Here is a 25965-nt window from a genome sequence, read left to right on the forward strand (position 1 = left end):
TGGCCCTCCTCGGGGCGGGCGTTCAGGTGTCGCGCTCGATAACGAAACGCGCAAGCTCGTGCAAGTTTCCGGCCGCGGGACCATAATCGGCCAGCGCGTCGATGCCGACGGTGACAAGACGCCGCGCCTCGGCCCGCGCCCCGTCCAGACCCATCAGCGAGACGAAGGTTGCCTTGCCCGCATCGGCATCCTTGCCGACGCGCTTGCCGGTGACGGTCTCGTATCCCTCGACATCCAGGATGTCGTCGGCGATCTGGAAGGCCAGGCCCAGGGCGGTGGCATAGCGATCCATCGGGGCGGGGTCGCGGCCCGCGATCAGCGCACCCGCGACGGCGGAAAAGCGGATCAGCGCGCCGGTCTTGCCGCCCTGCAATTCGGTGATCTGGTCCAGATCCAGGGGCGTGCCCGCGCTTTCGGCCGCGATGTCCAGGGCCTGGCCCCAGACCATGCCCGCCGCCCCGGAGGCCCGGGCCAGCGCCGCGACCAGCGCGATCCGGGTCGCGGCATCGCCCACGCGCGGATCGGCTAGCATCTGGAAGGCCAGTGTCTGCAGCGCGTCGCCCGCCAGGATGGCGGTGGCCTCGGTCCATGTGACATGCACGGTCGGCTGGCCGCGGCGCAGGTCGTCGTCATCCATCGCCGGCAGGTCGTCATGGACCAGGCTGTAGGCATGCAGCGCCTCGACCGCCGCCGCTACGGGCAGGGCCGCATCGTCGGACATGCCATGCAGCCGCGCCGATTCCATCACCAGAAAGGCGCGCAGCCGCTTGCCGCCCCGGACGGCATAGCCCATCGCGTCGCGCAGATCGCCCGGCGGCAGGGTCGCGATGACCCGGTCCAGCTCGTCCTGGACCAGACCCGCATCGCGGGCCAGACGGTCCCGCATCACAGACCCTCGGCCGGGGTGGTGCCGGTGGGCTGGCCATTGGCGGCCAGGGTGATCTTCTCGACCCGCTCCTCGGCCTCGCGCAGACGCTGGTCGCAATGCGCCCGCAGCGCCGCCCCGCGTTCATAGAGCGCGATGGATTCCTCCAGCGTCGCCTCGCCGGTCTCCAGCTTGCCGACGGTGGCCTCCAGCTCGCGCATCGCCTCCTCGAAGGACAGGGTGGTGATATCGCTCATCTCTCGGTCTCCATCAGCGTCGTCACATGCGCCCGCACCGCACGGCCAAGCGCGTCCAGATCATAGCCGCCTTCCAGGCAGGATACCACCGGGGCCCCGCCCGCCGCGTCCAGGATGTCGCGCGTCAGACCGGCGTAATCGTCATCGTCCCAGTCCAGCTGGGCCAGGGGATCGTCGCCATGCGCGTCGAACCCGGCCGAGATCAGCACCAGCTGCGGCGCAAGGTCGCGCATCCGCTCCAAGGCCGGGCGCCATTCCGCCCGCGCCAGCCCGCCATCCGATCCCGGCGGCAGCGGCAGATTGACCACCTGCCCATGCGCGCCCCGCTCGGACACAGCCCCTGTCCCCGGCCAGAGCGGCGATTGCTGGCTGCTGACGAACAGCACCCGCGGCTCGTCCCACAGCAGCGCCTGCGTGCCGTTTCCGTGATGCACGTCGAAATCCAGCACGGCCACGCGCTCCAGCGCGTGATGGTCCAGCGCCCGCTTGGCGGCGATCGCCACCGTGCCGAACAGGCAGAACCCCATCGAGACCTCGGCCTCGGCATGATGTCCGGGCGGGCGCATGGCCACGAATGCGCGCCGCGCCTCGCCCGCCAGCACCGCGTCCACCGCCGCGCAGGCCCCGCCCACGGCGCGCAGCGCAGGCTCCAGGCTGCCCGGCGACAGATGCGTATCGGCGTCGATCTGGCGCGTGCCCGCCTCGGGCACCGCATCGCGCAGCCCCTGCAGATAGCCGGCGGGATGACAGCGCAGCAGCTCGGCATCCGACGCCAAAGGTGCCTCGCGCCGCTCCAGCGCCAGCCCGTCCAGGGCGGCCATCACGGCATCATACCGGGCCACCTGCTCGGGATGGCCTTCGGGCGTCACATGGCGGCGTGCGCTCTCATGGGAATACAGGATCACGGTCATTCCTCTCCTCCGGACCGACAGGCTAAAAGCCCCCGCCCATCCCGGCAACCCGCCATTTCTCCGTTGCGCAAATACCCCGGGGGGAAGCCCGCAGGGCGGGGGGCGGAGCCCCCTTTTCACGCCTCAGACCGTCAGCCGCTGCCCGTCATGACCCGCGACCGTCACGCTCATCAGCGCCCCCTCCGGCTGATCCTCGGCAAAGGCCACCTCGGTGAACTGCTCGGTCCGCCCAAGCCGCGGTCCCTCGGTCAGCACCCGATGAACCCGCCCGACCTGCGCCCCAAGATGCGCGCGCAGCGCCGCATCCCCCGCCGCCCGCAGCCGCGCGGCGCGGTCGCGGATCGCGGGGCCCTGCACGGCGGGCATGCGCGCGGCGGGCGTCCCCTTGCGCGCCGAATAGGGGAAGACATGCAGAAAGGTCAGCCCGCAATCCGCGACCAGCTTCACGCTGTTGTCGAACATCGCCTCGGTCTCGGTCGGGAAACCGGCGATGATGTCCGCGCCGAAGATCATGTCGGGCCGCAGCCGCCGCGCCTCCTCGCAAAAGGCGATGGCGTCGTCGCGCAGATGGCGGCGCTTCATCCGCTTCAGGATCATGTCGTCGCCCGCCTGCAGCGACAGGTGCAGATGCGGCATCAGGCGCGGCTCGGTCGCGATGGCCAGCATCAGGTTCTCATCCGCCTCGATCGAATCGATCGAGGAAATCCGCAGGCGCGGCAGGTCCGGCACCAGCCGAAGGATGCGCATGACCAGATCGCCAAGCCGCGGCGTGCCCGGCAGGTCCGCGCCCCAGCTGGTCAGATCGACCCCGGTCAGCACGACCTCGTTGAAGCCGCGCCCAACCAGACGCTTGATCTGCTCGACCACCACGCCCGCCGGCACGGATCGCGAATTGCCGCGACCATAGGGGATGATGCAGAAGGTGCAGCGGTGATCGCAGCCGTTCTGGACCTGCACATAGGCCCGATGCCGCCCGAAGCCGTCGATCAGATGGCCCGCCGTCTCGCGCACCGACATGATGTCGTCCACGACGACCTTCTCGGTCTCGCCGATCAGGTCGGGGGCCTGCATCGCGGCCCAGGTGGCGGGCTGCATCTTCTCATGGTTGCCGATGACGCGGGTCACCTCGGGCATGGCGGCAAAGGTCTCGGGCTCGGTCTGGGCGGCACAGCCGGTGACGATGACCGGCACGCCGGGATTCTCGCGCGACAGGCGGCGGATCTCCTGACGGGCCTTGCGCACCGCCTCGGCGGTCACCGCGCAGGTGTTGACCACGACCGCGCCGGACAGGCCGGCAGCCTCGGCCATCTCGCGCATGGCCTCGGTCTCATAGGCGTTCAGGCGGCAGCCCAGGGTCGAGAAGACGGGCGCGCTCATGCCAGCCACGCAGGCGTCAGCCGCCCCTCGAAGACGATGGTGGTCGGCCCCTCCATCCAGACGCCGTCCTCGCGCCAGTCGATCAGCAATTGCCCGCCCGGCACATGCACCGTTACCCGCTGATCCGTCAGCCCGCGCCGGGCGGCCGCCACCACCGCCGCGCAGGAGCACGAGCCCGATGCCAGCGTCGGCCCCGTCCCGCGTTCCCAGATCCTCAGCCGGATCGCGTCGCGGGACAGGACCTGCACGACCTCGACATTGGTGCGTTGGGGATAGAGAGGGTGATGCTCATGCTCGGGCCCGAAGCGGTCCAGATCGACGGAATCGGCGTCATCCACGAAGAAGGTCACATGCGGATTGCCCATGCCGGTCGCGACCGGATCGCCCGCGATCGGCAGATGGTCGATATCCACGTCACGCGCCAGCGGGATCGCGCGCCAGTCCAGCACCGGCGGCCCCATGTTCACGCGGGTCAGCCCCCCGCCCGCATCCTCGGCCAACAGCATGCCGTGATCCGTGCGCAGGCGCAGCGCCCGCGCGCCCGTCTGGTCCATCAGCCAGCGCGCGATGCAACGCGTGGCATTGCCGCAGGCGGCCGAGATCGACCCGTCCGCGTTCCAGAAGACCAGCCGCGCATCGGCATCGTCGCAATCCTCGACCCCCGCCAGCTGGTCGAAGCCCACGCCGCGATGCCGGTCCGCGATGCGCGCGACCAGACCCGCCGCGGGCCGATCCAGCCCGCCGCGCAGATCCAGAACCACGAAGTCATTGCCCAACCCGTGCATCTTGAGGAAGGGCAGTCCGTTTGCCAAAGCCTGTGTCATGGGCGCGATATAGACCCCCCGAAAAGATTCCGCCAGATGGGCGCATTTTTTCCCTTGACCCCACCGGCCCACACCCCTAGGTACCGCCTCGTGATGGGCCCATAGCTCAGTTGGTAGAGCAACTGACTTTTAATCAGTGGGTCACAGGTTCGAATCCTGTTGGGCTCACCACTGACTTCCTTTTATCGTTTAGCGTCAAATGCCTGCGGGGCATGTTGTCTAACTGCGCCTAAGCGTTAGACAATTCTGGTTTCGATTGTAGCGCGGCCATAGCCCGCAGCGCCAGTTTATCCTTGCCTGCCGCGACTGTGTAGCGCGTGACTTCAGACAAGCTAGCATGGCCGGAAATAGCCATGATTTCGTGAGGCGTGCAGCCAGCTTCAGCCAGTCGGCGGCACGCGGCTTTGCGCAGTCCATGCGCGCTGAGATTATCCGGCAAACCCGCCTCACGGACCATCCGCCGAAACCAATTTCCGAAGGACTCGACGGTCAGCGGTGTGCCGTATGAGGTTGTCAGAAACGTGGGCGCCTCCCTGGACAAGGTGTTCAGCACCTCTGCAAGATCGGGATGCACTGGAAGATGTAGCAAGCTGCCCGTCTTGCTTTGGCGAACGGTCAGCGTGCTTTCATGCAGATCATGGAATCCTATCCGCACTACGTCGCCCCGCCGCTGCCCCGTATGCAGCAGTAGCATCATAGCCAGATGGGCGCGCGTGCCCGGCTTGTGATGCGCCATGTAAGCCGCAATGTGCGACTCTTCCCAGGTCGTGAAACCGCCGCTGCGATGGCGTATCTTGCGGGCCCCAACGGCTGGGTTGTCAGTCCGCCAACCAAGTTCCATTGAGTGACGAAGCAAGAGCCGCAGCATTGCCAGCGTCTTGTTCGCTGCCGCGGGTGTAGAGGCCTTGCCTTTCAGAATCTTTTGAATGTGCAGCGGCTGCATTTCCTTCACAACGCGATGCCCGTGTTCTGTCCTGATACGTTCAAGCATGTTGCGATAGGTGCGCTTGGTCGAATCCCTCAGTCCCGTGAAGTCAGGGGTCTGATAATAGGATGCGATGAGGGCATTGAAGGTGCCGGTTATCGTTCGTTCGGAACCGATCGGCGCGGCGGCACGCTTTTCGGCAGCCTCCCATGCGGCCATGAACTGCGGACTCCACGGCAAACCGGGCAAAGGCGTGCCGGTAATGCGGTGATACTGCCGCACCCTGCCCTGGTGATCGGTGTATATCTTACATCGCGGGGGCGGCTTTCTCAGGATCTTGCTCATAGATCACTCCAACTGTTGAGTTCGGAATCAGCATCATGCAGCGCGTCGATTGCCGAATCTAGTTGGCGGACATCCCACACAAGGCGGGAGTCAATCCTGAGAGGCTTGGGCATTCGTCCATCAGTAACCAGCTGGTCGAACTTACTCGTGCCCATGTCGATGTAATACGCAGCCTGCGCCCGTGACAGCAGCCGCTTGAAAGGCAGTGGTGCAACTGGCAGGGGCTTCGCGGTCATTGGACCATCTCAAGTGAGGGAATGGCAGCCGCCGGGGAACACGCAAACCCCGGCGGCTGATCGGGCCCATTGTGGGCCGATAGGTTAGGCGGTCAGCAGACGAACCTTAACGGCAGCACTGTCAGCCGGGGCCGCTTCGATCGCATATCCCAGCAGGGTGTTGCCGCTGGCCGTCGTGGTGGCCAGCTTGTCCGTCGCGTTCCAGTAGACCTTCCCGCCAAGGCTGAAGGCGTTGGCTGCCACCTTGGGTAGCTCCCAGCAGCCCACGACACACACGTCGACGGGGGCGCCTGCCGCTGCATCGATCAAGGCCACACCGCGGATGTCGCCCGCGATCACCACGCCGCCCGACAGGACAGCAGCGGGGGCGGGGATGGTCAGGTTGTGACCGGCTTGAATGAAGTTGCGGGCCATGGGTTACAGTCCTTTCGAGGTCTGGAAGCGGACGATCGAAAGCCGCCGCTGTTGAAGGTTTGCGATCTCTGCATCGATGGCAGCCAAAGCGCGCGCCATTTCAGCGTCGGATTTGTATTCGACCCGATCGCCGTTAGAGTCCTGCACTGCGCGGGTGCCACTGAACCGCGCATCCTGCAGCCGGTCCCGCCATTCGGTCAGCTGTGCGGCGCTGGCCATTAGACCAGCCCGGTCGAGCGATAGGCGCCGCGCCAGTCGAGCCAGCCGCAGCCGAAGTCGAGCCAGGCACGATACTTCAGGCCCAGCGTGTCCCAGGCTTCCTGGCGCTGGATCTGCACGCCCTGCGCGCTGGACAGATAGGCATATTGCAGCGACGGCACGGCGGCGGGATCGCCCAGGACGAACCATTCGTCGCCTTCGATGCGCGGTTCGATGACCAGTGACAGCTTTGCAGCGAAGACGTTCACGTCGTCCGTGGTCGCGGCATAGATCGCGGCCAGCAGCTTTTCTGCTGCCGTTTCCAGTTCGGGGCCCACCACCAGATACCGCGGCTTCACCGCAATGATCGTCTCGCCGTCCAGCCCCTTCACGGTGCGCATGTGCCGACGTGCGGCCGACAGCGCGGTTTCGGACAGCGGCGCGGCCACGGTGTTACCGTGGGACGCATGGAAGACAGGCACGCCGTCGGCCATTTCCGGGTTTCTGGTCAGCAGCGCGACCAGCTCTTCGGCTTCGGTCTGTGCTGCTGCCGCGCCCATGGCACTGGTCATGTCACCAAGCAGGCCCAAGTCGTCGTCGATCAGCAGCTTGCGGCTAACATGGATCGCGTGACCGAACGTCTTCAGGCTCATGGTTTCGCCTGCCTCGGCGCGGCTGGTATGCGTGAATTCGCCGTGCTCCGTCATCTCTTGCAGGCGGCCCATCTCGCCAATGCGAATCGCAGTCGAGGTTTTGAAGTTCGGCAGCGTCCGCTGGCGGGCCAAAGCCTTCAGCGGGCTTTCGGCAGCCTGATAAGCCTGCGCCGCGACCTTGCCCATGGCATTGCTGACCAGCAGCGGGAAGTCCGAGGTGCTGAGGCTGCGCGCGAACACCTCGTCCGCGGACAATCCGCGCGTGCTGACACCGGAACGCTGCAGGGCATCGGCTGCCATCTCGCGCAGGGTCACGTTGACATATTCGCGGCTGGCCGCGGGCAGATCGCCGCCGGCCATGCGGAACGCAAGGGCATCTGCCGCTCGGGTCTGGATCTCAGCAGGGTTGCTGTTGTCGCGGGTGACGCGGATCTTCGGCGCCTGGCGCTGGGCCATCGCGTCGCGGGCAGCTGCGCGCACCTCGTCATCGGTGACGCCTTCTGCGTCCAGATCGGCGCCCCATTCGTCGGGCAGGTTGCAGGCGCCGCGCAGCGTCTCAATCAGCGCGGTTCGGGTTTCGAGGTCAAAAGGCATGGAGTCACTCCGTCGGGTTGCATTTGGGTCGGCAGGGATCGCGACCAGCGACACCTCTTTGAGATGCCAGCAGGTTGCGGTTTTGGTGCGATTGCCGTTCGCGTCCTTGCCTTCGGCCCAGGTCTCGACGGAATAACCGGCACTGAAGGCGCGCAGGGTGCCGTCCTGTACGCGCTGGCGGATCGGCAGAAGGTCGTCAGCGCCGCTGAAGCGCAGCCGGGCCAGTACGTTGTCGCCGTCAATGCGGACATCATGCACCCGGCCGATCGTCTCGCGCGCCGTGGGGCGGTGATCCGCCAGCAGGGGCCAATCGTCGCCCGACAGCACAAGCCCGGTGGGGTCAAGTATCTCGATGTAGACGCCGCGCGCGTCCTGCCGCATCACCGGGTGCCGGGTCGCGATGATGGCTTCGATTTCGAGGGACTCGGTGCTGAAACTGCCAGATGCCGGGGCATCGCGGGTCATCATGGAACCACGATCGGGAACGGCTACACGTGGAATCTGTTTTACGCGATCGGCCTTCTTAGGGTCGCCTGTAAGCCTGATGTTCATGCTTGGATTCCGTTTTGTTCTGTCTGATTTTCGCCGAAGGTGAGGCCCATGGCAGTTTCGCGCTGCCGATCGGCTGCGATCTCTGCATCGACTTTGGCCACGTCGTATCCAAGTTGTGCGACTGCTTGCCGCCGGCTGATCAGGCCCATGGCCAACATCTCCCGCGTCGCTTTTGCATCCGACTCAGGGTCGACCCACTGCGGTTTCGGAAAGTGAACCTCCAGCGGCGTGGTGGGATCAGCCCAATCGCCGCCGCGCAAGCTTTCCAAAAGGTGCCAGCGGCGCCAGATCGGCGCATAGAAGGCCGGCACAAGTAAAGAATGCTGCACGGCTTCGATCCGGCTGCGGAACTGGATCAGGGCGGTTCGGGCGCTACTGTAGTTCACCCCACGCATATCGCCCGACAGCAGGAACTCGGGCATCTGCAGGCCAGCCGCAATCTGGCGCAGCGACACGGCCACCAGTTCAACCGATTGTGCCATCTGCTGTGGCGTCGTGAATTTCACATCCCAGCCCGCTGGCAGGACTCGCATGGTGCCAGGTTCAAGCGAAACGTCTAGCGGGCTTTCCCCCTCGGCCAGGGGGCTGGTCGCCGTGCCGTTCTGGTCGATCAGGAAACCGCACATCATGGCCTGGATCTTGGCAGTCACCTGCAGCGCATCCTGCAACTGCGACAGTTCGTTCAACGGCAGGATGACCGGTGCGAACCATGACAGCCCCCTTGTCTGGCCTGCGCCTTGACGGCGAAAGATATGCAGCACGTCGACCGCATCGACGCGAACCGGCGCGCGGAAGGTCTGATACTGATCAGTAGGGCGGGCAGGGCGGAAGTGGTATGCAGCAGGCTGATCGTCTGTGTCATATTCGATGCCCGCTGCGATGTAGCGGCCGCCGCCCAATTCGACGCTGTAAGACTCGTCTAGTTGTTCTGCAGGGACATGCTGCAGACGCAGGGCGCCGCTGTTGTCACTACGCAGGACAATCAGCGCTTCGCCATCCGTTGCCAGCGAGTCAATCATCTCGCCTTCCAGTGAGGCCAGGCGCGTGTCGGCTGCCCAGTCCGCAAACGCAGTGTCGACCACCTCTTCGCCGCTGGTCAGGGTTGCGCCGTACCCCACGAGGGCAGTGCGCAGTATCTCTGCTGCGTTTGTGGCGGTCGGATCATTGAAGCGCAGATGCCGGGCACGGCCACGCACCTGGGCGGCACCCGCTAGCACTTCGCCACCGGTGGCGCCGAAAGCTGGCGTCGATGGCCACCGCTTCCCGCTGGCACCCTCCAGCATGCGCACCTGGCGGGGCTGATCAACGCGGCGGCTTATGAGGCGCGACAGGATGCCCATGGATCAGGCGCCCGTGTCGGCAGCAGCAAAGGCTGAAATGAAGTCTCCCAGCAGGCGGTTCAGGCTGATCGGCAGCAGCAGGCGGACCTTCAGACCCTTCATCTGTTCGTGCAGCTTGACTGCGTTGGCGGCCCGGGTGTTTTTAGCGCGGTGGCCATGCAGTCTGAAAGACAGGCCCTTTTTCCACGGATCTGATTGCTGCCACAGTTCGACATACAGCGTGACCTCGCCACCGCTGCGGATGGCATCAATGGCAGTCGCAAGGTGGGTCTGCGACTTGTCGATGTCGTTCAGATCAAGTTTGGTGCGCAGGCCGCGCAGCGTCTCTGCATCAAGGCCAAAATCGAGCAATTCCGAATACAGCCGCGCCATGCAGGCGCCCACCAGATCAAGCCGGCCTTCACGGCGGCCAATGTCCTGGCGATGAACCGGGACAAGGCCCTTTGCGTCGAACAGGCGAAGCCGACGCAGCAGAACCGCCATCTGTTCATCAGGCATGCGATCAACTGACGCCATGACTTTGGCCGTATCGAGGAAGGTCAGGGTCATCGAGGTCTCCATGTCTACGGCCAATAAATGGCACACCTCCCACGGCGTGTCAAATAACTTGACGCGACGTGGCAGATAGCATTATTTGGTCATGTCCAGACTTCGATTGCCAACAGGCGGCAGGGCGGGTGATCGGCCTGCCGCACACCAAAGCGCTAGCGGATCATCTCCCCGCAACGCGCTGCCTGCGATCGGGGATCAGAGTCCGAGGCGCAGGCGCAGGGCGGCAGTTGTTCTTTGAAGCTGCCGCCCATCGCACACAGGGAAAGGAGCCAGCATGTCGCCAGCAGTACAGCGCTACGAAGTGAGCCAGATCTTTGCAGAAGCGCGCGCCCGCGGCTTGCCGATGCAATTAGCCTGCGTTGCTGCATTGCGCTGGTTCGAGGTGAATCAAATCGCGCCGCCCGTCTCCATTTTGGATTGGCTAGGCGCAGTGCCAACGGCGCAGTGGCGGCCCACGCGGGTGCACTGACAATCAACTATGTGGTCAAAGTGAATTGAAATGGCAAATCTGCGTACGTTGTGTAGTATCAGCAGCTTTAAATTCTATCATTATTTCAATATGGAAGACTGGCCTTCAATCGCCACAAAGGGCCTGCTACCGCTATCCAAGCTGCCCTGCCTTCCTGGGGCAAATAGCACACGGTTGCACGAAGATAAGTATGTATATTTCACTAATGTGAACTACTATGATATTGCTAAGGTTCCTGACTTTATGTGGCGAAGCAGAAAGCTGGACTTGCCGCATCATATGCGGTGCTACGGGGGTGGCGCTGGAAGAGTGGTGATAAGTCGTCACTGCGGAATAACTATGAAACTGGACACTTACGTATCCAGATTTTCCGAGATATCTTTCAAATTAGACCATACTTATGAAAAGGTTTATAGCCACGGTCAGTGGTTTAAAACTGAGGATCACATAGGCCCAAAGCGTTGGGTTGTCGTAGAACGATTTGATTTAGCAACAAGGCGCTGGGTTGAGGCTAAATCTCCATAATCACATGTCACTTTTGCCGTGAGAACCACTTAATAAGAGTTGTGGATCAATTAGATAAGGTATGTCATCCTGATTCTACCAGCAAAAGGAATCAGCGATGACATACGACGAACAATGTGCAGCAGGCCGCGACCAAGCTGCCTACGCAATCCAAGAATATCAACAGACAGAGGACGCGCCAAAGTTGGTCCAGGCCATCCGGAAAGCTTCAGTAGATGAAACGGGGTTCGGAGCGGGGTTCTTGTTTGCCGTTGCAGCACGGGTGGCGTGATGAGCGAAACGGACGAAAAGATTGCCCGTTTAAAGGCAATCATGTGGACGGGCATAAGTAATAAACCGACGCAGGATGAAATTGCTCAACTCCATAATGAAGTAGAAACGATTTGTGGTGATCTGTATGAGACACAGCACGACTGGTTGATGAAGCAAGATCCATCCGCACCCCATGTAGGGATCGACTATTTTGAACAGAAGTTACATGGGATGAAGGCAGCGGTTCTTGCTGCCCTGCGTATTGATCGCGACAGCGTATCTGATGACCTTAATTCATCAAATTTCGAACATTTCTCATATATAGTTGAAAGCGATTTACGGCATTAGCCTCCCAGCCATTGGCTTTTAATCACTCGCGGCGGTGCCTTTGGTGCTGCCGCGCTAGCCAATTCAGCCGCGCGCAGATCTATACGCTGCCCGATCAGTTGCCGCACGGCAAGCGCGTAGACAGAAGCGTCCAGCGTTTCAGCCCGCTTGCCCTTGATCCTCTCAAACCGTGCCTCCGGCTTGCCGCGAACATACCTTACCACGCGCCGCTCACTGGCCAATTGCTCAAAATAGATCGGCGCCAGGTCGTCCGAAAACCGAATGCCCTGGTTTCGACTGACTCGCGCGAACAGCTGCGACTTCGCCGCATCCGACCCGACCAGCCAAAGGTGCTGATTGCCCGACTTTACCAGCAGTGGGCGGCTGAATCCTGCGACGCCCTTGATCGGCACCACGCGACGCCCGAAGCGCGGCTTGCAAAAGCCCATCACGCTGTCCAAGTGCCCGCCATCGCCAGAGTCCACCGCGCAGGCATCGATACGAATTGTCCCGCCGTTCGGATGCTGCCACGTCTCCCGCAACAGCGAGTCCAGATCCTGCCAGACCGCTTCCCCGTCGATCGGCCCGAAGATGCAGCGATGATCAAGGATTAGCCAATCCGTCTCTGTGTGGCCCATCAAGACGATCTCGATCCGATCATCCTGACAGTCGACCCCTGCGGTGATCCACAACACCCCAGGCGGCAGCCGGTCCAGCCCAAAGGGTTCGCGACGGTTGAAAAGCTCGTGTTCGTCCAGATCCTCGCCTTCCGTCTTCCAAGGCTGCCCCAGGATGGTGTTGACGAACGGCTGCAGCGTCTCGGGGCTCCGCTTTGCCTGCAAGAATTCAGCCGCCAGCTTCCCCCACCGTGCGTTATGGTGCGGGCTGATAAGGCAGTTGATCCGGAAGCCTGCATGCCCTTTCACCTGGGGCGCCGTTGCACTCCAGCGCCCAGATGTCACCATGGCGGGCTTGTGCTTCTCTTCGATCACACAGCCGCATCCGGGGCAGGTCCATGCAGCCTTGTCGGGTTCCCCATCGGGCCAGCTGATCTGCGCCCATTCGATCTCATGGAAGCCGCCGCACTCTGGGCAAGGCACCTCATAGATCCGCTGATCCGACTCGCCATACATGCGGGTAATCGGCCCAAAGTCGAAGATAGGGGTCGAGCCTGCCAGGATCTTGCGATCGCGAAAGGTTTGGGTCCGCATTTCGGCCAGCTTGATCGGGTCGCCTTCTTGGGTGGACTCGTAGCCGTCAATTTCATCCATGGCTAAGAATCGTGTCGTATGCCGACGCAGGTTCCGCGGTGATTTGGCTGCCAGAAACTTCAGGCTGCCGCCCGGAAAGCGCCGCGCCAGCATCGTGCTGCGTCCGGCTTCGTCTGCATCGTCGGACAGCAACCCACGCAGGGCGGGCGATGCCTCGAACATGGACTCCAGCTCAACCGAATAGTCTCTGGCGTCATCCGCAGTAGGCTGCAGCGCTATGATCGGCGCAGGCGAATTGGCCACAAAACTGGCGATCGTCGCAGACAGCCATTGCGTGTAACCGATCCGAGCTCCCTTTACGATCGTAAGCCGTTCGATCTCGGGATCTTCGATGGCGTCGCACCAGCCGCGCTGGAAGGGCCAAAGGTCCATGCGCCCAGGTAGGGCGGACGCGCTGGCCGGAATGCGAACCGTTGACTCGATCCACTCTGCCAGCGGCACGTTGGCTGGCGGGCGCAGCGCCTGAAGCGCCGCCTGGCGCACCATCTCAATTCCCATCGGCCAAGCCCTCCAGCGCTTTCCTGATCTCGCGATCCAGCGTCGCAATGTCGGTTGCCGTCAGATGCGGCAGGGCCGCGCCACAGCGGGACGGCACCGCCAGCAGTGCGTTGCGCACGTCGCGCAGCAGGTTGGACCATTCCCGCGTCACCGCGGCCGCCTCCACAAGTTCGCCAGCCTCACGCCTGACGCGGGTTTCTTCCTTGTCCGCTTGGGCCCGTGTCAGTCGCAGCTTTTCCGCCTTCAGATCGTCGCCCCCATCAGGCGGCCGCCCGGCGCGCGATGCATGCTGCTGAAGCCGTGCGATGTAACCGGCAGTCGATCGTCGCACGTCCCAGCGGGCGCGACCTGCCTTGACCAGAATCCCGTCGATCGTTTTTGTTCGGACCTGTGAGGTGGCCAAGTTCAGGAAAGCGGCGATCTCCGCTTGAGTCATGGCACCTGGGATAGCGCTCCCAGTTTCTATTTTGTCCGCTGACGGCTGAACCGGGGTCGAGGGCGGCACAGGTAGCGGCGACAGGTCATCCAGCCCCAGCAGGGCGTCCAGCGAATAGGGGTCAGGTCGATCAGGATGCATCGGGCTGGCCCTTCATGTCTGAAAAATTCTGCAAAGCGTCTTTTGTTGCGGTCGGAGCCCCCCGCGGCAGGGCGGCAGGGGGAAGGACCCGAGTGGGATGCGATAGGATCAATCGAGTCACGGAGTCACATCTGGTCACATCAGTTCCGTATGACGCTCTTACACACGCGCACGCGCACACGTGGGGCATATACGGAAGCGATGTGACGTGATGTGACTCACTCAGGCACTGGCCTGTCGCTTTCAATGGGTTAGGCATCTTTCAGCCTCCTGCTGAGTCACATCATCAGCGGGCGGCAGATCGTCGAAGTCGTGCCGCGATGGGATCAGGCGAAGCCCTTTCCACCCTCGGCCGCGTATCCCTGCGGCTCGATTGACTGGCACGAAACCACGCTCCCGCATCCGCTGGGGGAAGTCGCCGCGCTTGTTCCCAGGCTCATCACCATTCTGCCGCGCGTACCATGACCACGACTCAAATAGATCTTCCGTGGTGGCCGCGAAGCGCGCGCCAGTTTCGCACCGATCGGTCAGCCAATTGCTGAACGTGTCCTGTTCCGCGAAGTACTCTTCTGTCGTCTCGATCATCACGGCAGGGCGCAGCAGGCCGTTTTTCTGCCAGTCGAGGCAGCCCAGCACAGCCCATGCCAAGATGCCCGGCAACTCTGCCTCTAGCGCCAGTTTCAAGCCAAAGTCTGGCGTCTTAGGCTTCCGATCGAATGGCATCACATTGAATCGACGCTTGATCGCCCCGTCTACATTGCTGAAGGCCGGCTTATTGTTTCCGACGATCACTAGCTTCAGTTGCGGCTTGAATGAAAAGTCATCCTGCCGCATGAAGCGCGCCGTCATGACATCACCGCCGGTCAGCTGCTTGATCCTGTTTTCGGCCCAAGCGCGGCCGGCTTCGGTTTCGCTAGCATAGGCCATGCGGGCACCATGTAGCCGGGCAATCTCTGTGCTGTGTCGCGCGTGCCGCTGGGCGGTGATCGTCTCGGTATCCACCGCCACGGCATAATCGCCCATCAGCGCGCCCAGCGTATTGATTGCTGTCGACTTGCCGGATCCGCCGATACCGTGGACGAACAACAGAGCCTCTTCCCGCGTATCGCCTGTCAGGCTGTAGCCCGCCCACTGCTGCAGGAATCGGATTGCATCGGCATCGCCGCCGGTCGCTTGCTCCAGGAACGCTAGCCACCGCGGGCAATCGCGCGACGGGTCGAATCGATCGGGCGAGACTGGCGCGGCCGCGGTCACTTTGGTGATCATGTCGGTCTGCCGTGCGGGGCGCAGTTCCCCCGTGCGCAGGTCGATCGTGCCGCCTGGCGTGCCTAGCAGCCAATGATCTGAGTCCCACGCGTCAGCTGTCACGGCAAAGGCGCGATCAGCTTGGGCGAAGCGTTCCACGGCGGCAGCGGTTGCGGCCTTTGCCAGTGCCTTAGCTGCCGATGACAGAGGATCGGATGCGGACCGGGCGCGGCAAATCTCGCGGGCCCAGTTGAATGCAAGCTTCGTTTCTTCCTTGCGCCAATGGGTGCCGGTCCAGACATGCCAGCGGCCGGACGAATGGCAGAAGCGCAAACGATCCGCATGGGCGGCGGCAAAGGCGCGGGCGACTCCGTCTTCCGTCATCGGGAAGCCTTCGATCGTCTCTGCCAGTTCCGGTAGGTCGTCAAAGTCGCTTGCGTCGATGGTGAGGCCCCCGGCGCGCTGCCACGCCCTTTCCACCTGCCGGGCATCGCTTGCCCAGTCTGAAAGATCGGGGTCACGCAACAGCGTGTCGCGGAAACCATCAAGCGACAGCCCAGCCCGCTTGCATTCCCCCGCCACGCGAAAGGCGCGACCAGAGCGCGACTCGTCCTTGGTCGTCACGGCTGCAACAGCGGTGCCTTTGAAGCGCGGGCCGGCGTCTTCGATCAGCCATGTCAGCGCGTCACGATCAACCGGGCGCATCGTGGCAGGTGTGCGGTCGAGGTGCTGCCCGGTAAAGGTAAAATAGCGATTGCCCAGATGCAGCGCGATTTCGGTGTGGGTGCCCCGCGACCAGCTTTTGGTGTGCTGGGTGCCCATGATGGCGCGCAGCGGTTCCAGATCGTCCGGGCTGAACCGAAAGAACACCTTCACGCCCGCGCCGCTTGGGCTGATCTCGGCATAGGACGCAAACCGTTCGATCACCTCGGCCGCCCAAGGCTCCAGCGCGGCAGTCGCCGGGTCATAGCAGGAGTCCAGATCCACGCCGCCCAGCAGGTCGCCGGCATGGCTGCCCAGCATCAGCCCCACGCCGCCCTTTTGGTCGCCCTGCAGCAAGGATGCCGCGACCTTCTGGGCAGCCGCGCGGGTCAACCAAGTGTCGGGGGAATTCGGTCGGGCCATCCGCTGCGCGCCACAATAGGGCGTTTTGTTCGGCTTGCCGTTCCGGTCGTCTTCTCGCCAAGCAACCCACAGCCGCGCCGCATCGATCGCAGCCCAGTCTTGTTTGGCGGCGTCCATTGCGCTATCGTTGCAAAAGGCGATTTTCCTAGCCGCCGCTTCTTCAACGCCGTTCCGGGGTCCAGCCGGGGCGGCGTTATCTTTTGGCGCTTCTGCCAGAAGGTCGGTCAAGTCGTACGGGTTCGGTCTTTCCATGGGGTTTCCTCATATATGAGGCCCCGCAAGCGTTAGACGTATCGGAAAAAAGACTATGAAATTCAGCGGATGCTTCGCGGGAAAAGAGACAAGCTAAGCCATTGGCTTTCCTTGATTCGCTTACTCCTGTTGGGCTCACCACTGTAATCCTTCGATAAAATGATGGACCGGACGCGGCGCAGGCGGCGTTATGCGTCTGGCTTGTGTTTGTCGGCCCGGTTGCCCGGGCCGATCGCCGCGGCGGTCAGCGTTCCGCGACCAGGACGCGTCCCGGACGGGCCGGACGCGGTGCCGCGACCTCGGCCAGGCCGTAGGGCGAGAAGGGCGGGCCCTGCATCGGGGCGGGTTCGGCCTCGTCCATGGGCACGGCCTCGGGGGCGCCCTGTTCCAGCAGGCGCAGGGCGCGCCGCGCGCTGACCGCCAGCGAGATCAGCGCAAGGCAGGCCCCGGCCAGCAGGATCAGAATCACCAAGGCCAGCAGCCCGCCAAAGACCGGCAGCGGCGGCACCCCGTCCGACCGCCCGATCAGCACGGCCAGCGCCCCGATCAGCGCCAGAACCCCCAGGCCAAAGACCATCGCGACCATTCGGCCGACCCATTTCATCACGTCACCGCGCACCTGACTGCCCCTTGTTGTCGACTGCTTGCCGCAGGTGGCCTGCCACCGGGGCGGGCGCGGATCAAGGGTCTGCCCGATGCGCGACGCTCACACTCGCGTGCTTGGGTGCATGGGGTCAGTAGGAATATTCGTCATAGATGCGGGACAGATCGCCCGCCCATGGGCCGCGATACTTCTCCAGCAGTTCGTCGGCGGGGGTCTTGCCGCTGTCGACGCTTTCCTTCAGCGCGTTGAGGAAATGCGTCTCGTCGGGGACCAGCCCGTCATTGCCGGGCCGCGCCCGCGCCTTCAGGCCGGATTCCGCGATCGCCAGGACCTCGCGCGCCAGATCGTGCATCCGCAGGTCCCCGGCCCGGGCCTGCAGCCCGTCGCGGCCCGCGGCGATGCGCAGCGCGTCGCGCGTCTCGGCGTCCCAGCCCTTGACCAGATCCCAAGCCGCATCCAGCGCGCCCTGGTCATAGGTTAGCCCGACCCACAGGGCGGGCAGCGCGCAGAGACGCCGCCACGGGCCGCCATCGGCGCCGCGCATCTCGATGTATTTCTTGACGCGGGCCTCGGGAAAGACGGTGGTCATGTGATCGGCCCAATCCGACAGGGTCGGCACCTCGCCCGGCAGGGCGGGCAGGCGGCCCTGCAGGAAATCGCGGAAGCTCTGACCCAAGGCGTCGATGTATTTCCCGTCGCGATAGACGAAATACATCGGCACATCCAAAACGTAATCCACCCAGGCCTCGTAGCCGAAACCCTCCTCGAAGACGAAGGGCAGCATGCCCGTCCGCGCCGCATCCAGGTTCTGCCAGATATGCGCGCGCCAGGATTTCATCCCGTTGGGCTTGCCGTCGAGAAAGGGCGAGTTGGCAAACAGCGCGGTCGCCACCGGCTGCAGCGCCAAGGCGACGCGCAGCTTCTGGACCATGTCGGCCTCGGATGCGAAATCCAGGTTCACCTGCACGGTGCAGGTCCGATACATCATCTGGGTGCCGAGCGTGCCGACCCGGCCCATATAATCGGTCATCAGCCGATAGCGCCCCTTGGGCATCATCGGCATGTCGTCCTGACCCCAGAGAGGCGCGGCGCCCAGGCCGATGAAGCCCGCGCCGATATAGGCCGCCACGGCCTCGACCTCGGCCAGATGGCTGTTCACCTCGTCGCAGGTCTGGTGGATCGTCTCCAAGGGCGCGCCGGACAGTTCCAGCTGGCCGCCGGGCTCCAGGCTGACATTGGCGCCGTCGCGTTCCAGCCCGATCAGCTTGCCGGCCTCCAGCACGGGGGTCCAGTTGAAGCGGTCGCGCAGCCCCTCCAGCATCGCGGTGATCGAGACGGGCCCCTCATAGGGCAGGGGCATCCGGCCCGCATCGTCATAGCCGAACTTTTCGTGTTCGGTGCCGATGCGCCACTGGTCCTTGGGCTTTTCCCCACTGGCGATATAGGCGGCAAGCTGGTCGCGATGCTCGATCGGGCCACCGCCCTGCTGGGGAATTGACATGGGATCGGGGGCCTTTCGGTGATCTTCGGTCGGCCACAGGTGGCAATGCCGCGCGGCCAAGTCAAGCCGCCTCAGCCGCGCCTCAGCCAAACGGTGCGCATCGCCCCGTCCCCATCGGCCACCGCCGAGAGCGCGGCCGAGACGCGGCCCAGCTCCAGACCGGGCAGGGCCGTGAAGGCGTCGGCCAGCCCCGCCGCGCCCGCGGCATCGACGGGGACCAGCAAAGCCTCGCCGGAAACGCTGCGCAGCCGCCAATGGGCACGGCCCTGGACCCGCATCAGCCGGATCTCGGCCAGGTCGCGCAGGGGCAGTTCGGCGCCCGGGGCATGGGCGCCGTAATAGCGGATGGCGCCCTCGACGATCTCGACCAGGCCTTCGGCGGCGACGGTGCGGCGGAAGGGCAGGCGCCGCCAGGCCCCCACGGCCAGGACCGCGCCGCCCAAGGCCAGCACGCCGCCCAGCACGGCCAGGATCCAGCCGCCGCGCATGGACAGCCACAGACCGGCCAGCAGCACACCGCCGAAGGACAGCAGTTCCGCATGCACGCCCAGCCAGCGCCGGATCTCGGGGCGGATCAGCGGGGGGCGGCTCATCGGGGCGGGGCGCCTACCATCGCGACAGGGCGTCCTCGTCCTCGGGCTTGGCTGCGACCCATGCGGCCTGGCCGTCACGCCCGATCTCGCGCTTCCAGAAGGGGGCGCGGGATTTCAGCCAGTCCATCAGGTAATCGGCCGCGTCGAAGGCCGCGCGGCGGTGGCGGGCGGCGGTGGCGACCATCATGATCGGCTGGCCGACCTCGATCCGGCCGTGGCGATGCAGGATCATCCAGTCGACCAGCCGGAACCGCGCCGCGGCGGTCATGCCGTGATCGGTCATCGCCCGTTCGGTCATGCCGGGGTAATGCTCGATCTCCAGCGCGGCCATCCGGCCGGTATCGTCGCGCACCAGCCCGGTGAAGGTCACGACCGCCCCCGCGCCCGCGCCGAAGCCCGCCAGCTGATGGGCGGGGTCGAAGGGCAGGTCGGTCAGCCGCGCCGCCATCAGCCGCCCGTCATCGGCGGAAAGAACGCGACCTCGCGCGCATCGCCCAAGGGGGCGTCCAGATCCGCCAGGACCTGGTCCAGCGCGCAGCGCAGCGCGGCGATGTCGTCGAAGGCCGCCGCATGCCCGTCCGACCGGGCGGCCAGTTCCGCGATCAGCGCGCGTGGGGTGGCGGCGTCGCTGTCGACCGTCTCGCGCGGCAGGCCGATGCGTTCGCGCAGCCATGCGAAATAGAGGATCTCACGCGTCACGGCGGTTGTCCCTCAGATGCGGCATGGCCTTGACGAAGTAGTCCCAGCCCGTCCAGGCCGTCAGCACCGCCGCCGCCCAGATCAGCACCAGCCCCGCATAGGTGGCCCAGGCCGCCAGGCTGCCCGACCAGATCAGCCCGGCCTCGCCCACCCGGGGCGGGCGGCCATGTTCCACGAAGGCCAGGCCCGTGGACAGGAACAGCACCGATATCGCGACCATCTGCAGCGTGGTCTTCCACTTGGCCATCCGCGTGACCGCCAGCAGCCGCGCCTTGTCGCCCAGGAATTCGCGCAGGCCCGACACGAAGACCTCGCGGAACAGGATGACCGTGACGGGCAGGATCAGCCAGGGGTTCATCCCCGAATAGCCGGTGATGACGACCAGCGCGATGACCACCATCGCCTTGTCCGCGATCGGGTCCATCGCCGCGCCGAAGCGGCTTTCCTGTTTCCAGGCCCGCGCCAGATAGCCGTCGAACCAGTCGGTCACCGCCGCCAGCAGAAACAGCGTCAGCGCCGCCCAATCGGCCCAAGGCCGCTGGAAATAGAGAAACATCAGCGGGACCCCGGGGGCCGCCAGCAGACGCAGAAGGGTCAGGATATTGGGCAGGGTCCAGCGCATGGCCGCACGCTAGTGCCAAGCGCCGCGCTTGGAAAGAGGCAAGGCGCGGCCCGCCCCGTCCCTGCGGCGAAAACCCCCGCCCCTGCGGGCGGGGGAGCGCATCACATCGCCGCCAGCTGGGCCAGCGCGGCCTCCAGCCGGGCGATGTCGTCGTCCAGCGCCGCCAGCTTGGCCTGGGTCTCCTCGATGACCTCGGCTTCGGCATTCTCGACGAATTTGGGGTTGGAAAGGCGCTTGCGCAGCCCCTCGGCATCCTTGACGGTCTTGCCCCGCGCCTTCTCCAGGCGCGCGGTCTCGGCCGCCGCGTCGATCACGTCGCCGATGGGCAGGGCGAAGGACGCCCCCTGCACCGACACGGCGATCATCCCCTTGCCCGCCGTGCCGTCCGCGGGCGCGTTGACACGCGCCAGACGCTCGATCAGCGGGCCGTTGGCGGCCAGCGCCGCGCGGGCGGCAGCGTCCGCCTCGGTCACGATCAGGTCCAGCTTGGCCCCCGCCGGAACGCCCATCTGCGCGCGGGCCGAGCGCACCGCCTCGATCAGCGCGATGACCCAGTTCATCTGGCGGTCCGCATCGGCGTCGATCAGATCGGCGCCCAGTTCCGGCCAGTCGCCATGGACCAGCATGCGATCGCGGTCCGCGGTCAGGGACCACAGCTCCTCGGTCACGAAGGGCATGATCGGGTGCAGCATGGCAAAGCACTGGTCCAGCACCCAGCCCATCGTGGCCCGGGTCTCATCCGCATGTTCGCCGTCGAACAGGGGCTTTGCGAATTCCACATACCAGTCGCAGACCTTGCCCCAGACAAAGGCATAGAGCCCGCCCGCCGCGTCGTTGAACCGATACCCGGCCAGCGCCTCGTCAGTCGCCATCAGGATGCGTGCCGTCTCTCCGATGATCCAGCGGTTGACGGTATGGGCTGGCTGGGGCCGCGCGCCGCCGCCGCGCACGCCGTAAATCTCGGCAAAGCGGGTGGCGTTCCAGATCTTGGTGACGAAGTTGCGGTTCACCTCGACATGCTTCGGCCCCAGCTTGGGGTCGCGCCCCATCGCCGCCATGCTGGTCAGCGTGAATCGCAGCGCATCCGCGCCATAGGCGTCCACCAGCGTCAGCGGGTCGATGACATTGCCCTTGGACTTGGACATCTTGGCGCCCTTCTCGTCGCGCACCAGTCCGTGGACATAGACGGTCTTGAAGGGCACGTCGCCTACGACCTCCAGCTGCATCATCATCATTCGGGCCACCCAGAAGAAGATGATGTCGAAGCCCGTGACCAGCACGTCGGTCGGGAAATACTTCTTCAGTTCCTCGGTCGGCTCGGGCCAGCCGAGCGTTCCGATCGGCCACAGGCCCGAGCTGAACCAGGTGTCGAGGACGTCGGGGTCGCGAAATACTGGAATGCTCTCAAGTCCCCTGTCGTTAATCTGTAATAGTGCATCAGTGCCGAATGCCTCTTTTGCTTCGGCCATCGCAGCATTGCCGGTTTCAAACTCAGTTACGCTTTGCCCATAATAGCTTTCAGCGAGCTTTAAAGCTTCGTCTTTGGAAGGCGCGCAGAACATCTTTCGGTCGGCGACCGCATAAGAGACTCCAACAAGCTTTGACGATTGATCCTTCTTGAGCGCCGGCCCATACCAGACCGGGATCTGGTGGCCCCACCAGAGCTGGCGGCTGATGGTCCAGGGCTCGATATTCTCCAGCCAGTTGTAATAGACCTTGCGGTGCTGATCGGGCAGGATCCGGGTCCGGCCCGAGCGCACGGCCTCCAGCGCGGGCTCGACGATGCGCTTGGTGTCGACGAACCACTGGTCGGTCAGCATCGGCTCGATCACCACGCCGGAGCGGTCGCCGAAGGGCTGCATGATGGGCTTGGCCTCGACGACCGGGCGGCGCTCCATGTGCTCGGCGCCGGTTTCGGGCTCGATCTCCTTGTGCAGATAGGTGACGGCCAGGCCCTCGGACGTGACCTGCTCGATCACGCGCTTGCGGGCCTCCAGCCGGTCCAGGCCGCGCAGATCCTCGGGGACCAGGTTCACGGCGGAGACGTCGCCCACATCCTCGCCCTGGGCGGCGCGGGTCGCGATGGCGGCGCTGTCGGCATAGGACAGCCCGTCGGCGCGCATCTGCGCCTTGCCGTCCATCAGCGTATAGAGCGGGATGTTGTTGCGCATCGCCACGCCATAGTCGTTGAAATCATGCGCGCCGGTGATCTTGACCGCGCCCGAGCCGAAATCGGGGTCCGGGTATTCGTCGGTGATGATCGGGATCAGGCGGCGGTGTTCCTTGGGGCCGACCGGGATCTCGACCAGCTTGCCGACGATGGGGGCATAGCGTTCGTCGGACGGATGCACGGCCACCGCGCCGTCGCCCAGCATGGTCTCGGGGCGGGTCGTGGCGATGGAAATATAGTCGCGCGTCTCGCGCAGGGTCACGCGGCCGTCTTCGTCGCGTTCGACATATTCATAGGTCTCGCCGCCGGCCAGCGGATACTTGAAATGCCACATATGGCCGGGAACCTCGCGGTTCTCGACCTCCAGATCGCTGATCGCGGTCTCGAAATGCGGGTCCCAGTTCACCAGCCGCTTGCCGCGATAGATGATGCCCTTGTCATAGAGATCCACGAAGACCCGGATCACCGCGTCGTGGAAATTGCCCTCCTCGCCCGCAGGCGCGCCGGGGGCGCCGGACATGGTGAAGGCGTTGCGCGACCAGTCCGCGCTGGCGCCGAGGCGCTTCAGCTGGTTGATGATCGTGTCGCCGGATTCCCGCTTCCAGTCCCAGATCTTGGCGGTGAAGGCCTCTCGCCCGATCTCGCGCCGGCCCGGCTCTCCGCGCGCGGCCATCTGGCGTTCCACGACCATCTGGGTGGCGATGCCCGCATGATCCTGACCCGGCTGCCACAGCGTGTCGAAGCCGCGCATCCGGTGCCAGCGGACCAGGATGTCCTGCAGCGTGTTGTTCAGCGCGTGGCCGATATGCAGGCTGCCGGTGACGTTGGGGGGCGGGATCATCACGGTGAAGGTTTCCGCCCGCCGGGCATTGGCCCCGGCGGCGAAGGCGTTCGTCCGTTCCCATTCGGCGCTGATCCGGGCCTCGGCGGCCTGTGCGTCAAAGCTCTTGTCCATCGTCATCGCGTCACCCCATCTGTTGCGACGGGATTAGCGAATGCAGGGCGAAAGGCCAAGCCCGTCAGGACAGGTCCAGAATCGGCGCGAAGCCGCCCCAGAACATGCGCGCGCCGTCAAAGGGCATCTCGCCCATCTCGGGGTGGTCCTCGGCCATCATCGCGGTCCAGGCCGCGTCGGCGGTGGCGCGGTCGGGCCATTCGATCCAGGAAAAGACGGGCACCTCGCCCTCCTGCGCCTCGGTCGCGCGATAGAAGTCGGTGCGGGTGCCGTGGGGGACATCCTCGCCCCAGCCCTCGACCATGCGCAGCGCGCCGTGGCGCTTGAACATGGGCCAGGACGCCTTGGCATGGGCGATATAGGCGTCGCGCCGGTCGGCGGGCACGGCGGCGACGAAGCCGGAATAATAGGTCATGGCGATCCTCCTTCTGCGACGGACTGTCTGCCCGTCGCGGATTCGGATCAAGCCCGATCAGACCGCCCGGTCCAGTTTCGTCGACAGGTGGATCAGGCTTTCCGAGGACCGCACGCCCTCGATGCCGCCAATGCGGTCCAGCGTGTCGTCCAGGTCGCTGGTGGAATCCGCGGCCAGCTGGATCAGCAGGTCCACCCGGCCGCTGGTCGTGTGGACGCGTTCGACCTGGGGGATGACCTTCAGCCGCGTCAGCACGGCGGGCTGGGCGCGCGGCTCGATGACCAACAGGACGGTGGCGCGGATGCGCGCGGTGCGGGCGGCCTCGCCCAGGCGCAGGGTGTATCCGGCGATCGCGCCCGAGGTTTCCAGCCGCTCCAACCGCGCCTGCACGGTCGAACGGGCGACGCGCAGCCGGCGGGCCAGGACCGCCACCGACATGCGCGCATCGCCCGACAGCTGCGCCAGGATGGAACGGTCCAGATCGTCCAAGGGGTGCCCGCCTGAGGATTTCGTCAAAATGACATCATTCCCGGCATAATAACCGGCATCACGCGCGATTCTACCCTTTTCATCGGTGAAATCGGAACCCAAAAGCGCCATCTTGGTTGGGCCTGCCTGGCCCCCGCATCAGCCCTGACGAAAGGAACATCGATGGGACAGCACAAGACCGTCTGGGACAATCCGGCCGAGGTCATCCGACATCTGGCCCCGGAACATCCGGTCATGGTCTTTGCGCCGACGGTGCTGCAGGACCGCGCCCGTCAGTTCATCGCGGGCTTTCCGGGCCTTGTCACCTATGCCGTGAAATCCAACCCCGAGGAGGTGGTGATCCAGAACCTGGTCGCCGCCGGGATCGAGGGTTTCGACGTGGCATCCCCTTTCGAGATCGACCTGATCGGCCGCATGGCGCCCCATGCCGCGCGCCATTACCACAACCCGGTCCGCGCGCGGTCCGAAATCGCCCATGCCGTCGCCCAGAAGATCCGCGCCTGGTCCGTGGACAGCCGGTCCGAGCTGGAGAAGCTGTTCGATCAGGTGCCGACCGAGGTGGACGGGCAGGGGGTCGAGATCTCGCCCCGCTTCAAGCTGCCGGTGCTGGGCGCGGCCTATGATTTCGGGTCGAAATTCGGCGCGACGCCCGAACTGGCGGCCGAGCTGTTGGCCGAGGTCGCGCGGCGCGGCTATGTGCCCTCGCTGACCTTCCATCCGGGCACGCAATGCACCGACCCGATCGCATGGGAAAGCTATATCCGCGTGTCCAAGGACATCTGCGACATGGCGGGCGTGCCTGCGGTGCGTCTGAACGTGGGCGGGGGGTTCCCCTCGCATCGCGTGGTGGGGGTCGAACCCGACCTGGCCTCGATCTTTCAGGAGATCGGCGACACCGTGACCGAGATGTTCGGCGACGACGCCCCCGCCCTGGTCTGCGAGCCGGGCCGCGGGCTGGTGGCCGATGCCTATGCGCTGATCACCCGCGTCAAGGGCGTGCGCGACGGCGGACATGTGTTCCTGAATGACGGGGTCTATGGCGGTCTGGCCGAGCTGCCGATCATCGGCAATATCGACCGGGTCGAGGTGCTGGACCCCGAGGGCCGCCCGCGCGGCGGCGATCTGGGCGGGCGCGTGATCTTCGGCCCGACTTGCGATTCGGTGGACCGCCTGCCGGGCGAGATGTCGCTGCCCGGCGACATCGCCGAGGGGGATTACGTCATCTTCCACGGCGCGGGCGCCTATTCCACCGTCACGAACACCCGGTTCAACGGCTTTGGCGCGATGACCCATGCCACGGTGATGAGCCTGTCCTGACCCCGTCCGGGCGTAA

The 25965-nt window shown here is 64.8% G+C and carries 28 protein-coding genes and 1 tRNA gene; 5 read left to right on the forward strand and 24 right to left on the reverse strand.

What is annotated here, in order from left to right; all coding sequences use genetic code 11:
• Window positions 1-22: 22 nt before the first annotated feature.
• From JHW48_RS02060 to dapF, 5 genes are all read right to left on the reverse strand, one after another.
• Entirely contained in the window at window positions 23-886 is an 864-nt protein-coding gene (locus tag JHW48_RS02060; RefSeq protein WP_119884841.1) for a polyprenyl synthetase family protein, read from the reverse strand.
• Window positions 886-1122 carry an exodeoxyribonuclease VII small subunit gene (locus JHW48_RS02065; protein WP_119884842.1) on the reverse strand — a complete coding sequence of 79 codons (237 nt, stop codon included), beginning with the start codon at window positions 1120-1122 and terminating at the stop codon, window positions 886-888. The genes JHW48_RS02060 and JHW48_RS02065 overlap by 1 nt, the downstream gene beginning before the upstream one ends.
• Complete coding sequence (locus JHW48_RS02070) at window positions 1119-2033, reverse strand: histone deacetylase family protein (protein ID WP_119884843.1); 915 nt, start codon at window positions 2031-2033, stop codon at window positions 1119-1121. Before JHW48_RS02070 ends, JHW48_RS02065 begins: the two co-directional genes overlap by 4 nt.
• A gap of 123 nt (window positions 2034-2156) precedes the next feature.
• Window positions 2157-3410 carry a tRNA (N(6)-L-threonylcarbamoyladenosine(37)-C(2))-methylthiotransferase MtaB gene (gene mtaB, locus JHW48_RS02075; RefSeq protein WP_119884844.1) on the reverse strand — a complete coding sequence of 418 codons (1254 nt, stop codon included), beginning with the start codon at window positions 3408-3410 and terminating at the stop codon, window positions 2157-2159.
• Window positions 3407-4234, reverse strand: a complete 828-nt coding sequence (dapF, locus tag JHW48_RS02080; RefSeq protein WP_119884894.1) for a diaminopimelate epimerase — start codon at window positions 4232-4234, stop codon at window positions 3407-3409. Before dapF ends, mtaB begins: the two co-directional genes overlap by 4 nt.
• Window positions 4235-4329: 95 nt before the next feature.
• Here dapF and JHW48_RS02085 point away from each other — a divergent pair.
• A tRNA-Lys gene (locus JHW48_RS02085) sits at window positions 4330-4405 on the forward strand.
• 58 nt (window positions 4406-4463) lie between these two features.
• On the opposite strand, the gene JHW48_RS02090 is transcribed toward JHW48_RS02085, so the two are convergent.
• From JHW48_RS02090 to JHW48_RS02120, 7 genes are all read right to left on the reverse strand, one after another.
• A complete protein-coding gene (locus tag JHW48_RS02090; protein ID WP_119884845.1) occupies window positions 4464-5504 on the reverse strand; it encodes a tyrosine-type recombinase/integrase in 1041 nt (346 codons plus the stop codon).
• Entirely contained in the window at window positions 5501-5740 is a 240-nt protein-coding gene (locus tag JHW48_RS02095; protein ID WP_119884846.1) for a helix-turn-helix transcriptional regulator, read from the reverse strand. The genes JHW48_RS02090 and JHW48_RS02095 overlap by 4 nt, the downstream gene beginning before the upstream one ends.
• 84 nt (window positions 5741-5824) lie before the next feature.
• Window positions 5825-6154 (reverse strand): DUF2190 family protein, encoded by a 330-nt coding sequence (locus JHW48_RS02100; protein WP_119884847.1) that lies wholly within the window; start codon window positions 6152-6154, stop codon window positions 5825-5827.
• Between the two features lie 3 nt (window positions 6155-6157).
• Window positions 6158-6373: a phage head-tail joining protein gene (locus JHW48_RS02105; protein ID WP_119884848.1), complete on the reverse strand. Its 216-nt coding sequence runs from the start codon at window positions 6371-6373 to the stop codon at window positions 6158-6160.
• Complete coding sequence (locus JHW48_RS02110) at window positions 6373-8151, reverse strand: phage major capsid protein (protein ID WP_119884849.1); 1779 nt, start codon at window positions 8149-8151, stop codon at window positions 6373-6375. Before JHW48_RS02110 ends, JHW48_RS02105 begins: the two co-directional genes overlap by 1 nt.
• On the reverse strand, window positions 8148-9491 hold the full coding sequence (locus JHW48_RS02115; RefSeq protein WP_119884850.1) for a phage portal protein: 1344 nt from the start codon (window positions 9489-9491) through the stop codon (window positions 8148-8150). The genes JHW48_RS02110 and JHW48_RS02115 overlap by 4 nt, the downstream gene beginning before the upstream one ends.
• Before the next feature lie 3 nt (window positions 9492-9494).
• Window positions 9495-10040 (reverse strand): hypothetical protein, encoded by a 546-nt coding sequence (locus JHW48_RS02120; protein WP_119884851.1) that lies wholly within the window; start codon window positions 10038-10040, stop codon window positions 9495-9497.
• Window positions 10041-10317: 277 nt separating this feature from the next.
• Between JHW48_RS02120 and JHW48_RS02125 the strand changes: the two genes are divergently transcribed.
• The 3 genes from JHW48_RS02125 (at window position 10318) to JHW48_RS02135 (ending at window position 11637) form a co-directional block, all read left to right on the forward strand.
• Complete coding sequence (locus tag JHW48_RS02125; RefSeq protein ID WP_147388038.1) at window positions 10318-10512, forward strand: hypothetical protein; 195 nt, start codon at window positions 10318-10320, stop codon at window positions 10510-10512.
• 622 nt (window positions 10513-11134) lie between these two features.
• A complete protein-coding gene (locus tag JHW48_RS02130; protein ID WP_170152203.1) occupies window positions 11135-11308 on the forward strand; it encodes a hypothetical protein in 174 nt (57 codons plus the stop codon).
• A complete protein-coding gene (locus tag JHW48_RS02135) occupies window positions 11308-11637 on the forward strand; it encodes a hypothetical protein (RefSeq protein ID WP_147388039.1) in 330 nt (109 codons plus the stop codon). The genes JHW48_RS02130 and JHW48_RS02135 overlap by 1 nt, the downstream gene beginning before the upstream one ends.
• Here JHW48_RS02135 and JHW48_RS02140 read toward each other — a convergent pair.
• The 12 genes from JHW48_RS02140 to JHW48_RS02195 form a co-directional block, all read right to left on the reverse strand.
• On the reverse strand, window positions 11634-13385 hold the full coding sequence (locus JHW48_RS02140; RefSeq protein ID WP_119884852.1) for a phage terminase large subunit family protein: 1752 nt from the start codon (window positions 13383-13385) through the stop codon (window positions 11634-11636). The two genes, JHW48_RS02135 and JHW48_RS02140, sit on opposite strands and share 4 nt — an antisense overlap.
• Entirely contained in the window at window positions 13375-13821 is a 447-nt protein-coding gene (locus JHW48_RS02145) for a terminase small subunit (RefSeq protein ID WP_170152204.1), read from the reverse strand. Before JHW48_RS02145 ends, JHW48_RS02140 begins: the two co-directional genes overlap by 11 nt.
• A gap of 384 nt (window positions 13822-14205) precedes the next feature.
• Window positions 14206-16560 (reverse strand): phage/plasmid primase, P4 family, encoded by a 2355-nt coding sequence (locus JHW48_RS02150; protein WP_272835718.1) that lies wholly within the window; start codon window positions 16558-16560, stop codon window positions 14206-14208.
• A 268-nt stretch (window positions 16561-16828) separates the two neighbouring features.
• Window positions 16829-17191: a hypothetical protein gene (locus JHW48_RS02155; protein ID WP_147388040.1), complete on the reverse strand. Its 363-nt coding sequence runs from the start codon at window positions 17189-17191 to the stop codon at window positions 16829-16831.
• A gap of 127 nt (window positions 17192-17318) precedes the next feature.
• The gene (locus JHW48_RS02160) at window positions 17319-18689 is read right to left on the reverse strand and encodes a glutamate--cysteine ligase (protein WP_119884855.1); all 1371 of its coding nucleotides are present in this window, start codon (window positions 18687-18689) and stop codon (window positions 17319-17321) included.
• Window positions 18690-18760: 71 nt separating this feature from the next.
• Window positions 18761-19282, reverse strand: a complete 522-nt coding sequence (locus JHW48_RS02165; RefSeq protein ID WP_119884856.1) for a hypothetical protein — start codon at window positions 19280-19282, stop codon at window positions 18761-18763.
• Window positions 19283-19295: 13 nt separating this feature from the next.
• A complete protein-coding gene (locus tag JHW48_RS02170) occupies window positions 19296-19730 on the reverse strand; it encodes a molybdenum cofactor biosynthesis protein MoaE (protein WP_119884857.1) in 435 nt (144 codons plus the stop codon).
• Window positions 19730-19981: a MoaD/ThiS family protein gene (locus JHW48_RS02175; RefSeq protein WP_119884858.1), complete on the reverse strand. Its 252-nt coding sequence runs from the start codon at window positions 19979-19981 to the stop codon at window positions 19730-19732. The genes JHW48_RS02170 and JHW48_RS02175 overlap by 1 nt, the downstream gene beginning before the upstream one ends.
• Window positions 19971-20603: a CDP-diacylglycerol--glycerol-3-phosphate 3-phosphatidyltransferase gene (pgsA, locus tag JHW48_RS02180; RefSeq protein WP_119884859.1), complete on the reverse strand. Its 633-nt coding sequence runs from the start codon at window positions 20601-20603 to the stop codon at window positions 19971-19973. The genes JHW48_RS02175 and pgsA overlap by 11 nt, the downstream gene beginning before the upstream one ends.
• A 101-nt stretch (window positions 20604-20704) precedes the next feature.
• Window positions 20705-23734 (reverse strand): valine--tRNA ligase, encoded by a 3030-nt coding sequence (locus JHW48_RS02185; protein WP_119884860.1) that lies wholly within the window; start codon window positions 23732-23734, stop codon window positions 20705-20707.
• Window positions 23735-23792: 58 nt separating this feature from the next.
• On the reverse strand, window positions 23793-24143 hold the full coding sequence (locus tag JHW48_RS02190) for a DUF1428 domain-containing protein (protein ID WP_119884861.1): 351 nt from the start codon (window positions 24141-24143) through the stop codon (window positions 23793-23795).
• Window positions 24144-24200: 57 nt separating this feature from the next.
• Entirely contained in the window at window positions 24201-24632 is a 432-nt protein-coding gene (locus JHW48_RS02195) for an Lrp/AsnC family transcriptional regulator (protein ID WP_119884896.1), read from the reverse strand.
• A 162-nt stretch (window positions 24633-24794) separates the two neighbouring features.
• On the opposite strand from JHW48_RS02195, the gene JHW48_RS02200 reads away from it, so the two are divergent.
• Window positions 24795-25949: a type III PLP-dependent enzyme gene (locus tag JHW48_RS02200; RefSeq protein ID WP_119884862.1), complete on the forward strand. Its 1155-nt coding sequence runs from the start codon at window positions 24795-24797 to the stop codon at window positions 25947-25949.
• Window positions 25950-25965: the final 16 nt, after the last annotated feature.

This window comes from Paracoccus aestuarii, assembly GCF_028553885.1.
In the GTDB taxonomy this organism is placed as follows: Bacteria; Pseudomonadota; Alphaproteobacteria; order Rhodobacterales; family Rhodobacteraceae; genus Paracoccus; species Paracoccus aestuarii.

Excerpts from the sequence above, each read along its gene's own strand:
- JHW48_RS02060 (WP_119884841.1), bottom strand. The coding sequence starts at position 886 with ATGCGGGACCGTCTGGCCCGCGATGCGGGTCTGGTCCAGGACGAGCTG.
- JHW48_RS02065 (WP_119884842.1), bottom strand. The coding sequence starts at position 1,122 with ATGAGCGATATCACCACCCTGTCCTTCGAGGAGGCGATGCGCGAGCTG.
- JHW48_RS02070 (WP_119884843.1), bottom strand. The coding sequence starts at position 2,033 with ATGACCGTGATCCTGTATTCCCATGAGAGCGCACGCCGCCATGTGACG.
- mtaB (WP_119884844.1), bottom strand. The coding sequence starts at position 3,410 with ATGAGCGCGCCCGTCTTCTCGACCCTGGGCTGCCGCCTGAACGCCTAT.
- dapF (WP_119884894.1), bottom strand. The coding sequence starts at position 4,234 with ATGACACAGGCTTTGGCAAACGGACTGCCCTTCCTCAAGATGCACGGG.
- JHW48_RS02090 (WP_119884845.1), bottom strand. The coding sequence starts at position 5,504 with ATGAGCAAGATCCTGAGAAAGCCGCCCCCGCGATGTAAGATATACACC.
- JHW48_RS02095 (WP_119884846.1), bottom strand. The coding sequence starts at position 5,740 with ATGACCGCGAAGCCCCTGCCAGTTGCACCACTGCCTTTCAAGCGGCTG.
- JHW48_RS02100 (WP_119884847.1), bottom strand. The coding sequence starts at position 6,154 with ATGGCCCGCAACTTCATTCAAGCCGGTCACAACCTGACCATCCCCGCC.
- JHW48_RS02105 (WP_119884848.1), bottom strand. The coding sequence starts at position 6,373 with ATGGCCAGCGCCGCACAGCTGACCGAATGGCGGGACCGGCTGCAGGAT.
- JHW48_RS02110 (WP_119884849.1), bottom strand. The coding sequence starts at position 8,151 with ATGAACATCAGGCTTACAGGCGACCCTAAGAAGGCCGATCGCGTAAAA.
- JHW48_RS02115 (WP_119884850.1), bottom strand. The coding sequence starts at position 9,491 with ATGGGCATCCTGTCGCGCCTCATAAGCCGCCGCGTTGATCAGCCCCGC.
- JHW48_RS02120 (WP_119884851.1), bottom strand. The coding sequence starts at position 10,040 with ATGACCCTGACCTTCCTCGATACGGCCAAAGTCATGGCGTCAGTTGAT.
- JHW48_RS02125 (WP_147388038.1), top strand. The coding sequence starts at position 10,318 with ATGTCGCCAGCAGTACAGCGCTACGAAGTGAGCCAGATCTTTGCAGAA.
- JHW48_RS02130 (WP_170152203.1), top strand. The coding sequence starts at position 11,135 with ATGACATACGACGAACAATGTGCAGCAGGCCGCGACCAAGCTGCCTAC.
- JHW48_RS02135 (WP_147388039.1), top strand. The coding sequence starts at position 11,308 with ATGAGCGAAACGGACGAAAAGATTGCCCGTTTAAAGGCAATCATGTGG.
- JHW48_RS02140 (WP_119884852.1), bottom strand. The coding sequence starts at position 13,385 with ATGGGAATTGAGATGGTGCGCCAGGCGGCGCTTCAGGCGCTGCGCCCG.
- JHW48_RS02145 (WP_170152204.1), bottom strand. The coding sequence starts at position 13,821 with ATGACTCAAGCGGAGATCGCCGCTTTCCTGAACTTGGCCACCTCACAG.
- JHW48_RS02160 (WP_119884855.1), bottom strand. The coding sequence starts at position 18,689 with ATGTCAATTCCCCAGCAGGGCGGTGGCCCGATCGAGCATCGCGACCAG.
- JHW48_RS02165 (WP_119884856.1), bottom strand. The coding sequence starts at position 19,282 with ATGAGCCGCCCCCCGCTGATCCGCCCCGAGATCCGGCGCTGGCTGGGC.
- JHW48_RS02170 (WP_119884857.1), bottom strand. The coding sequence starts at position 19,730 with ATGGCGGCGCGGCTGACCGACCTGCCCTTCGACCCCGCCCATCAGCTG.
- pgsA (WP_119884859.1), bottom strand. The coding sequence starts at position 20,603 with ATGCGCTGGACCCTGCCCAATATCCTGACCCTTCTGCGTCTGCTGGCG.
- JHW48_RS02185 (WP_119884860.1), bottom strand. The coding sequence starts at position 23,734 with ATGACGATGGACAAGAGCTTTGACGCACAGGCCGCCGAGGCCCGGATC.
- JHW48_RS02190 (WP_119884861.1), bottom strand. The coding sequence starts at position 24,143 with ATGACCTATTATTCCGGCTTCGTCGCCGCCGTGCCCGCCGACCGGCGC.
- JHW48_RS02200 (WP_119884862.1), top strand. The coding sequence starts at position 24,795 with ATGGGACAGCACAAGACCGTCTGGGACAATCCGGCCGAGGTCATCCGA.